This is a genomic window from Pseudanabaena biceps PCC 7429 (assembly GCF_000332215.1).
Lineage (GTDB): Bacteria > Cyanobacteriota > Cyanobacteriia > Pseudanabaenales > Pseudanabaenaceae > Pseudanabaena > Pseudanabaena biceps.
This window is the reverse complement of record NZ_ALWB01000169.1, coordinates 1-10,012: the sequence shown is the minus strand read 5'-3', so window position 1 is coordinate 10,012 and position 10,012 is coordinate 1. Positions and strand designations below refer to the sequence as shown.

Sequence of the window (10,012 nt, the reverse complement as noted above, 5' to 3'; positions counted from 1 at the left end):
ACTCCCGCGCCGTATAGCCATACCTAAACACCACCGACTCATCAGTCTGGCTAGTCACCCCACCAAACGCATCATAAACAACATGATTTAGCACGTACCCGAATCATCAACGATATCCCTCACACTGCCAAGATGGTCAGTCAAAGCCCAGCGAGTATTGCCATCATTCTCATCCGCCTCAATCTGGTCGATGCCATTGCCAAATAGATATCGATGATTGACATTTCCATTCTCGTCAAACACTAAAGCGATGTTCTGGTCAGAGCCATACACAAATCTCTCCGTCACCGCAGCAAGAGAACCATCGCCATCTGTATCAACTGTCTTGGCAATACGCTGATTGTAGACATCATAGGTATATTCAGCAGTTCTGATAATCTCACCAAGATCATTCTTAACGGTGATACCCGTCAATCTATCCCTAATATCCCAACGATATTCCATCACCTCATTAGTGGATTTATCAGTGCGCTTAGTTCGATTTCCCACAAGGTCATACTCATAGAGATATTTATTGTCCTCCAAGAGTTGATTATTCACACCCGTGACATAGCCATCATTAGTTCTATTGCCATTGCCGTCATAGCTATAACTCTCATTGTCTTGAAAATCATATTCACCCGAAACTAGCTGATTGGTGTCGTCATAGGTATAACTAGAGTTTCCATCATTGCTAGTGACACCCGTGATTCTGTCGCCTTGATCATAGGTTTGGCTGTAGGATGCGATGGTATTCGCACCAGTTCCATTGCTGTGAGTGATATTGGTGAGGCGATTGAGATTGTCGTAAATGTGATTTGTCTCAGCAACGAGATTATTGTCACTGTATCAATATTTGTTGACGACTTGGCTAATGGCATTGTAAGCATAGTCCACCCGCTTATTGCCTTGAGCATTAACAGTCATTCGATTTAACGTGCCAACTGTTTTTTTATCCAAGCGCTTAAATCGGCAGATGATTGCAAGTCAAAGATTGCTTCGGCTAAATCTTCTAGCTGTGCGACAGACAATTTAGAAATCTGAGATTTTATTCTGGGGGATATTTTGCCAAATTTGCGAGTTAGTTGGCGTAGTAGCATTGCCGACTGACCTTTTACCAAGCCGCGCTGTTCGCCAATTTGTAAACCGCGTTGTTCGCCAATTTGCACGCCCTCTTGCATTGCGTCTTGATAAACGCGGGTTTTCTTTAGATCGCTGTGGGTAAACATGGCTTCAACCTCTTGTCTGGTTAGTTTTGGGAATTTATATACTAGTACTGCTTCTATGAATTCTACTACGTTATCTCTCAGTTCGGTGTTTGTTTCTTGTTCGATTTTTTCGGCAAGATTTCTTGCTAGTTTTGGTGCTTTTTTCTCTGATGCCAAAATTAGCTGAATAATCTCGATCGCATGGGAATTTGTTTCTTGCCGCAGCTCTTCTAGATATACGCGCTTAATTCGCCCCAAGGTGATTAGTTCTTGACAGAATTTGTCGGGTGTTGGTTCGCTGTTGTGTTTGGCGAAGATGGCTACGGCTTGCCAGTCTTGGATCGGGCGATATTGGTTGAGATAGAGGAAGATTTCCGCTAGAAATTCGCTGTAGAAGTCTTCTTTGGGTTGAAATTGGACTTCTGCGAAAAAAATGGGTTTGTCGTTGGCGGTGGGCATGAAGATCCCGTCAAACCGAAATGCTTTTTCTTTGATTTCGGCTGAGCTAAATTTGTATCCTTCGGCTTCTGAAATAGGGCGATCTATTAGCTCAAATAGCAGAGTATGGAAAGATTGAAATAGTTGGAAAAATAGGGTGTCCGTTCGCATGACAGTTTAGTTTAGCATGGTGGCTAACCATGTTGAATAGGCGGCGGGTTAGCTTTCGTTAATACGCTGTAAGATTATGCGATCGGGCTTCAATTCTTGTATAGCAATGTTTAGATCTCTTTTACTAGTTTCGGATCGCTATATCTAATTGCTGGCTAAGCTGGAATTGGACGAAATTTTTTTGCTGAAATGACAAGGTCAAGTCTTCCATTATCATATTTTATATATAGTTCCTCAATATAGTAATTTCCAGGTAAACGATCATAATTATAGCCAACAGCAATATAGCCATCAGGAAAGGCGCTACAATCATTCCGCTTAGTTTGATAGGACGAATGAATCTTGCTGATTTTTGTAAAATCTTCATTCGAGCAAAATGAATCCCTTCTGTATCCTGAATACCTTAAGGACTGAAGACTTATAAAGCGTGCTTTTTCATCACTACTTTGCCTATGTGAACGTAAGAGATGAAAATAGAATGGAATAGGAAACACACTATCTACCACCATATTTGCAAGCTCGGTAAAATCGTTTATGAGTAAAGAAGTTTCATCACCACGACGAGGGAGTTGAATTGCTTGATATGGAGGTAATGGTGATACCAGAGGCGCATAAAACCACAACATATAAAGCAGCAAAATCATCAAGAACGGTATCCCAAAAATGCTGATGAGTATAAACTTTTTAAGATGCTTTTTCATAAAAATAATGTTAAGGAATAAATCTTCTAAATGTATATGGATGATATGTCGGAATTCTCGAAATTTGGACTCCATCAAATTGCACCCCCTTAGTAGGAGTATAACCATCCCTTGCACTTATATATAATCCATGATTTAACAAGATTCCAGTGTGTCCATAAGTTAGAGGAGGAAGATTCTCATGTGCACTAGTATCAAAAGAGATAATATCGCCAAGTTTTTGTTCTCCTCTTTGAAGGATTGGCAACCTTGGAATAAATTTATTTGGATCAGCTAAGTCGGTAGCGCTTATAGGATAAGGATAACGGAATAACTCTCCTTCATACGTCGGATAAGTGCTATTAGTACCACCCTCGCCATATTTACGGTCAGCCCCCAAAGCAAAAGCATCTCCGACAAATCGATTACATGTATTTACTACAGGATGTAAAAAATCACTCTGAAATGCTCTGACTTTCATCCCAAAGGCTGGTACTGAAGCATTTTTGCTGTGGTAAAGATTTGCATCGGGAGAAAGGGCTAAATTCAAGGCAAAAAAAGCAGCTTTAATTCTATCAGGATCTTGTTCGGGTGGTGTTTGGGTTCGTAGAATATAGTCCTGCAAATCATCTGCTACTTTTCGTAAGTCTCTCGCAAAATTACTTGGCAATCCCTGCTTTTGGGCAAGTGATAGTACAGGATCAGTTTTTTCTGTCTCATTTGCAAAAAATCTTAAGCCCGATAGTACATGTAATTCATCTTGATTGATTGGTCTTAAACCTATAGGATCTGTTAAATCTACTGGACTATTGAACACATAGCGATAAAGATTAGAATCACCACCTTTGAAACTAATCGGATCTTCAGAGATAAACTTACCAGTAAACGAATCCAAATACCTAGCACGGTTATACTGCAACCCACTCTCAGCATCCAATTCCCGCGCCGTATAGCCATACCTAAACACCACCGACTCATCAGTCTGACTAGTGACACCACCAAACGCATCATAAACAACATGATTCAGCACCGTACCCGAATCATCAACGATATCCCTCACACTGCCAAGATGGTCAGTCAAAGCCCAACGAGTATTGCCATCATTCTCATCCGCCTCAATCTGGTCAACACCATTACCAAACAGATATCGATGATTGACATTCCCATTCTCGTCAAACACTAAAGCGATGTTCTGGTCACTGCCATACACAAATCTCTCTGTCACCGCAGCAAGAGAACCATCGCCATCTGTATCAACTGTCTTCGCAATCCTCTGATTGTAGACATCATAAGTATATTCAGCAGTTCTGATAATCTCACCAAGAGCATTCTTAACGGTGATACCCGTCAATCTATCCCTGATATCCCAACGATATTCCATCACCTCATTAGTGGATTTATCAGTGCGCTTGGTGCGATTTCCCACAAGGTCATACTCATAGAGATATTTGTTATCTTCTAAGAGTTGATTATTTATACCCGTGACATAGCCATCATTAGTTCTATTACCATTGCTGTCATAGCTATAACTCTCATTGTCTTGAAAATCATATTCACCTGAAACTAGCTGATTAGTGTCGTCATAGGTATAACTAGAGTTTCCATCATTGCTACTGATACCCGTGATTCTGTCGCCTTGATCATAGTTTTGGCTGTAGGATGCGATGGTATTCGCACCAGTTCCATTGCTGTGAGTGATATTGGTGAAGCGGTTTAACTGGTCATAGACATGATTTGTATCGACCACCAGATCTGAGCCAGCATAGCGCTTCTTATTTATCACTTGTTGAACTAACATAAACATCCATTTTTCTTGCCTCCTCAAGAAGTTCTTTTGCTCTTTCATCTCCAAATATGCGCAGCAGTATTTCTGGCAACCAGTTATCATCAGTAGCATAATCCAAAGATTTCCAAGCAGTTAAGAACTCAAAAAACTGATCGTCTATTTCAGGACAAGCTTGTCGGATACTATTTATAAACGATTGTGAACCACCTAAAAATGAAAATCCTTCCATATTTTCATGTAGCCCCCAAGCACCGCTAGGAGAGAGCTTAACCTGCCAAGAAGAATGAGTTAATGTGCAATCTCCCTGTTGTTCAAGTGATATAATGTGGCAATACTGTTCTAAAGTATCAACTTCATAGATAAAAGTATCTCCTAGATTCAAGGCTGCATTTCTTAAAGTATTCCAAAAAACCTGTGTGTCGAATGGATTCTTGCACTGTGCACATAAAAACAAACTAGCTTCAAGAGAACTGCTAAAGGGATAAACAATCTGACCTGAAGGTTGAAAAATAGAATCATTAAATACTTTCATTAACACTGGATAAACATTTTTTAAATAATCTTCTTGTAACATCGGTTCCATATAGCACCTTAATTTCTTATAAATTCTCGAAGAGCCGCTCCAGGTATCTCAAGAACACTTTTAAAAAATCCACCAAAATCAACGTCTGGGAAAGTAAATTGTGGAGATGAAACCTTCGATGTTGTTGGATAGGACGAAATAATATTGGCTACTGCTATACGAGCTTTTTGTCTTTCATCTTCATCAAATTGGTTTTGAGGGATATATGTACATTCTTGAGGGGCTTTGTTTTTGTCTTCGTAATTAAACTTAACTTCCTCTATATGCATATAATCGGGGGTTGAATGGCTTCTACTAAATCTATCTACTTTTAAGTCAATTGTTGGAGTAGAGACTCCTTTGATACCGCCGACTTTATTACTTGAGAAGGAACGAAGATTTGCTTTCCCTGCTATTGAGGGTGTGAATCGACCAGTGTCATCCTTCAAATCTCTAAACACCAAACTACCTTCCGAAGGAGGACTCTTCGGATAACTAAGGCTTCCTGTAGTGATCTGATCAAACCAAGCTGCAGCATAAGCATAAGCCACACTGAACTTTGGAAACACCGTATTGTATAGCAACACGATCTTTGAGTTGGGAGATTCGATACTACTTTTGAAAAGAGCTGTTAGTTCTCTAGATTCAAATCCAGACGGGTCAGTTTTTGTAATTGGCTGATTAAAAGCGTATCTGTATAAATTCGCATCTCCTGCTCTAAACCCAATCGGATCTTCACTAATAAACCTTCCCACCGCAGGATCGAAATATCTAGCGCGATTGTATTGCAAACCACTTTCACTGTCTATTTCTCTCGCCGTATAGCCATACCTAAACACCACCGATTCATCAGTCTGACTAGTGACACTACCAAATGCATCATAAACAACATGATTCAGCACCGTACCCGAATCATCAACCACATCCCTCACACTGCCAAGATGGTCAGTCAAAGCCCAGCGAGTATTGCCATCATTCTCATCCGCCTCAATCTGGTCAACACCATTACCAAACAGATATCGATGGTTGACATTCCCATTCTCGTCAAACACTAAAGCGATGTTCTGGTCAGAGCCATACACAAATCTCTCCGTCACCGCAGCAAGAGAACCATCGCCATCTGTATCAACTGTCTTGGCAATACGCTGATTGTAGACATCATAGGTATATTCAGCAGTTCTGATAATCTCGCCAAGATCATTCTTAACGGTGATACCCGTTAACCTATCCCTGATATCCCAACGATATTCCATCACCTCATTAGTGGACTTATCAGTGCGCTTAATTCTATTGCCCACAAGGTCATACTCATAGAGATATTTATTGTCTTCCAAGAGTTGATTATTTACACCCGTGACATAGCCATTATTAGTTCTATTACCATTGCTGTCATAGCTATAACTCTCATTGTCTTGAAAATCATATTCACCCGAAACTAGCTGATTAGTGTCGTCATAGGTATAACTAGAATTTCCATCATTGCTACTGATACCCGTGATTCTGTCGCCTTGATCATAGGTTTGGCTGTAGGATGCGATGGTATTCGCACCATTGCTGTGAGTGATATTGGTGAGGCGGTTGAGATTGTCGTAGGTGTTAGTTGTCTCAGCAACGAGATTATTGTCACTGTATCGATATTTGTTGGTAACTTGACTAATCGCATTGTAAGCATAGTCTACCCGCTTATTGCCTTGAGCGTTAACAGTCAGGCGATTTAATACGTCATATTCACGGGTAGTCTCGATACCAAGACTGCCATTGGTAGTGTCGATCATCGATAACACATTGCCTACATTGTCATAGCTGTAACTCATGATCGTCGTGGGAAGATTAGGAGTCCCTTCGTTACTGATAGCCAGCATCCTACCATCAAGGTCATAGGTATAACTGTAGGTGCTGTCTGGATCGGTGATTTGGGTGAGTTTTCCTGCGGCGTTGTAGGTACTGGTAATACTGCGGGTGACATTACCATTAATGTCTAGCCATTGCTCCTGAGTGCGGCGATTGAGCTTGTCGTAGGTGTATTTTTGGACAGTACCATCGCGATCGGTAATGGACGTGACATTACCCATAGAGTCATAAGCATATTTTCTCGTCGCCCCATTAGCATTAATCTCACGCGCAAGACGGTTAACTGTGTTGGACGGATTGGTGGAATCAAGAAAAGGATTATTAACTACAAATATTTCAGTATATGGTGATTGTCCATCACCTCCTGAGAAAGCAATTGACTCACCATTAGCACTAATAGAAATTGAGGTGTTATTGAGATACATATCTCGCCCTACAGTGACCCCAGCAGTTTTATTTGTCAGGCGATCACGCACAAATATATCACTTCTATTATTTGTATCACCACTAACTAGATTGGAAGCATCAGATATAAAAGCCACAAATCTGCCATCAGCGCTAATTGATGGAGAGCGAGAATAAGAATTTGCTGTTTCTCCATTACTGCTTACATCGACCCGTGTAATTTCCCCTGTCTCGCGATTTTCAACGAATATGCCAGCCAAATCCCGGGAAGCAACAAACTTTCCATCGGCACTAATCTTAGGCTCAAAGGTCTCGAAAGATATTTGAGTAGTCTCTCCCGTCAAATTGTCATGAATATATCCATAAAATGTAGGGTATTCGCCATAAAATCCAACCTCAAAAGTAATAAATCTGCCATCAGCGCTCAAAGAAATAGAAGCACGCCTAGGATTCACCTTTAGCCCTCTGCTATCTACATTAGCAATGGTGGTTTGTCCAGTCTGCCGATCGTGTATGAATAAATCATAACTATTATCCGTATCATTAGCTACCAAATTGGAGGCAAAAGACGCGAACGCGATAAACCTGCCATCCGCACTAATTGCAGGTGAAACATTAGTACTATTTGTATATACATAACTTCCCTCTGCTCCATTACTATTTACACTAACCCTAGTAGTTTCTCTTGTATCTCGATCGTATACAAATACATCTTGACCATTGTTCGTATCATTGGCAACTAGAGTGGAGTTACTAGAAGTGAAAGCAACATATCTGCCATCAGCACTAATAGAATAGGAATCAGCATTACCGATTATGCCACGCGTCTCTCCTGTAACGCGATCATGTACAAATATATTAAAACCAATAGAGCTAGGATCGAGATTGTTAGCATTTGAGGAGAAATACACATATCTACCATCAGCACTAATCAATGGGGATTGAGAACTCGAATTTGCTGGGTCTCCGTTACTATTTACACTTACCTTGGTGATATCGTCTTGGTAATCATATCTTGTCTGATTATTGACAGGATCAATGATCGAAAGTACATTCCCCAATGCATCATAGGTGGTGGTGGTTACTTTGCCTAATGCATCAGTTACCGTATTCTTTCTATTCTTAAGATCATAGCCATATTCTGTGCGTTGTCCTAGTGGGTCAACTATTGCTATTACATTCCCAAATAGATCGTATTCGGTCTTGGTGGATTGATTGAGCAGGTCGATCGCTTCAATACGATGATTCAGATTGTCATAGCGATAGGTACTTGTTTGGTTGAGTTGATTTGTGGTTGCTGTGATATTGCCAACTGCGTCATAGGTAGTTTTAGTGGATTGATTTAATGCATCTTTGACTTCAATCTGGCGATCGCGCGCATCATATAGATAATTCGTAGCGTGATTATTGGCATCGACGGTACTGACGACATTACCCACTGCGTCATAGAGCTTGCGACTGGTAAAACCTAATGCTGAAGTGGTTGTAGTTTGGCGATCGCGGTTGTCATAGCCATAGGAACTAGTCCGATTTAGCTGATCAGTTGTAGCGATCGCATTTCCATTTTTGTCGTAATTGACGGCAGAGATTCCACCCAAAGCATCAATTGTGCGAATTCTTCTGCCAAGTTCATCGTATGCATAAGTCGTGCGATTACCATTAGCGTCAGTTTTGGCAATTAGTTGATCGGCACTGTCATATTCAAAAGTGCTGTTGCCATTAGGCTCTACAATTTTGATTAGCCTGTTTTTAGCATCATATTCACGAGTAGTGATATTCCCATTAGCATCTTTACTCTTGGTTAGATTACTATTCCTATCGTAGGTAGAAGTTTCTCGGCTGCCATCAGTATAGACTATGGCAATCAAGCGGTTTTGAGCGTCATACTGGTACTCAGTTCTGCGATCAAGTTGGTCAATCTCCGCTATCTTGTTACCATTCGCATCATACTCATAACGTATTTCTGGAGATACTAATACTCCCACTCCATCAGGGTCGGCTTCAGTCGTTTTTACCAATCGATTCCGCGCATCATATTCAAATGCAGTCAGCCTTCCCAATTCATCAATCTTGGCGATTTGATTGCCAACTGCATCGTATTCACTCTTGATTCTAGGATTATCAGCTAATGTCGCTGGCGTTTCGTCTGGATAGATCGTTTCAATTAAGCGATTGGCTAGATCGTAACGATACTCAGTCCGTCTTCCTAACTCATCGATTGTCGCTGTTTGATTGCCTGCGGCATCATACTCAAACTGTTGATTTGCTTCATCGACTGTTCCTTTGGCAAAGGTAATTTTAATTGTCCTACCTTGAGCATCATAGTCATAATCAACAATCCTTCCCATTGGATCAATGATCTTATCTTCTAATCCCACAGCCGTATAGGTGTAACTAGTGATCAGGTCATCATCTCCACCCACTTCGCCTACCACACGAGTTGTAGATATCTGGCGATCGCGATTGTCATAGCCATAGATCGTAGTGCGATTAAGCGCATCAGTTTCCGCGATGACATTACCATTTTTGTCATAGCTAGTAACCGTTTCACCACCTAGCGCAGCAATCGTCATCACCCTTCGACCCACTTCATCGTAAATATATTGGGTGCGATTTCCATTGGCATCAGTCTGGGCAATTAGTTGATTTGCGCTGTCGTATTCAAAAGTTGTGTTACCGTTTGGTTGTCTAATCTTAGTGAGTCTACCCATCGCGTCATACTCACGAGTAGTAAGATTATTATTAGCATCCGTACTAGCGATAAGATTACTATCGGCATCATAACTAGAAGTTTCTCGGTAGTCCTAAAAAGGAAAGGATGACCGAGCAGGTAAAGAAGTGTTGTAATGATGAATAAAATTCCAAATGGCCCCAATGTGATTTTCTAGTTTCTTAGAAAAGGATAGAGTTTTTCTAACTAGTCTTGATACTC

At 40.9% G+C, this 10,012-nt stretch carries 7 protein-coding genes and 1 pseudogene; 1 reads left to right on the top strand and 7 read right to left on the bottom strand.

All coding sequences use genetic code 11. The annotated features are described in order from the left end of the window. Nucleotides 1-87 precede the first annotated feature (87 nt). The gene (locus PSE7429_RS16715) at nucleotides 88-540 is read right to left on the bottom strand and encodes a hypothetical protein (protein ID WP_009628457.1); all 453 of its coding nucleotides are present in this window, start codon (nucleotides 538-540) and stop codon (nucleotides 88-90) included. 159 nt (nucleotides 541-699) lie between these two features. On the opposite strand from PSE7429_RS16715, the gene PSE7429_RS16710 reads away from it, so the two are divergent. Next, the gene (locus PSE7429_RS16710) at nucleotides 700-915 is read left to right on the top strand and encodes a hypothetical protein (RefSeq protein WP_040689177.1); all 216 of its coding nucleotides are present in this window, start codon (nucleotides 700-702) and stop codon (nucleotides 913-915) included. On the opposite strand, the gene PSE7429_RS16705 is transcribed toward PSE7429_RS16710, so the two are convergent. The 6 genes and pseudogenes from PSE7429_RS16705 to PSE7429_RS28010 all read right to left on the bottom strand — a co-directional run. After that, nucleotides 912-1,796 carry an Rpn family recombination-promoting nuclease/putative transposase gene (locus PSE7429_RS16705; RefSeq protein ID WP_009628456.1) on the bottom strand — a complete coding sequence of 295 codons (885 nt, stop codon included), beginning with the start codon at nucleotides 1,794-1,796 and terminating at the stop codon, nucleotides 912-914. The genes PSE7429_RS16710 and PSE7429_RS16705 overlap by 4 nt on opposite strands. Before the next feature lie 155 nt (nucleotides 1,797-1,951). Continuing rightward, a complete protein-coding gene (locus tag PSE7429_RS16700; protein ID WP_144052527.1) occupies nucleotides 1,952-2,497 on the bottom strand; it encodes a hypothetical protein in 546 nt (181 codons plus the stop codon). Nucleotides 2,498-2,507: 10 nt separating this feature from the next. Then, nucleotides 2,508-4,274, bottom strand: a complete 1,767-nt coding sequence (locus PSE7429_RS16695) for an RHS repeat domain-containing protein (RefSeq protein WP_158467648.1) — start codon at nucleotides 4,272-4,274, stop codon at nucleotides 2,508-2,510. Then, on the bottom strand, nucleotides 4,249-4,845 hold the full coding sequence (locus PSE7429_RS26390) for a hypothetical protein (protein WP_009628453.1): 597 nt from the start codon (nucleotides 4,843-4,845) through the stop codon (nucleotides 4,249-4,251). The genes PSE7429_RS16695 and PSE7429_RS26390 overlap by 26 nt, the downstream gene beginning before the upstream one ends. A gap of 8 nt (nucleotides 4,846-4,853) precedes the next feature. Next, nucleotides 4,854-9,791 carry an RHS repeat-associated core domain-containing protein gene (locus tag PSE7429_RS28015; protein WP_009628452.1) on the bottom strand — a complete coding sequence of 1,646 codons (4,938 nt, stop codon included), beginning with the start codon at nucleotides 9,789-9,791 and terminating at the stop codon, nucleotides 4,854-4,856. 93 nt (nucleotides 9,792-9,884) lie between these two features. Beyond that, nucleotides 9,885-10,012 (bottom strand): annotated as a pseudogene (locus tag PSE7429_RS28010) (IS1 family transposase); the annotation flags it as partial.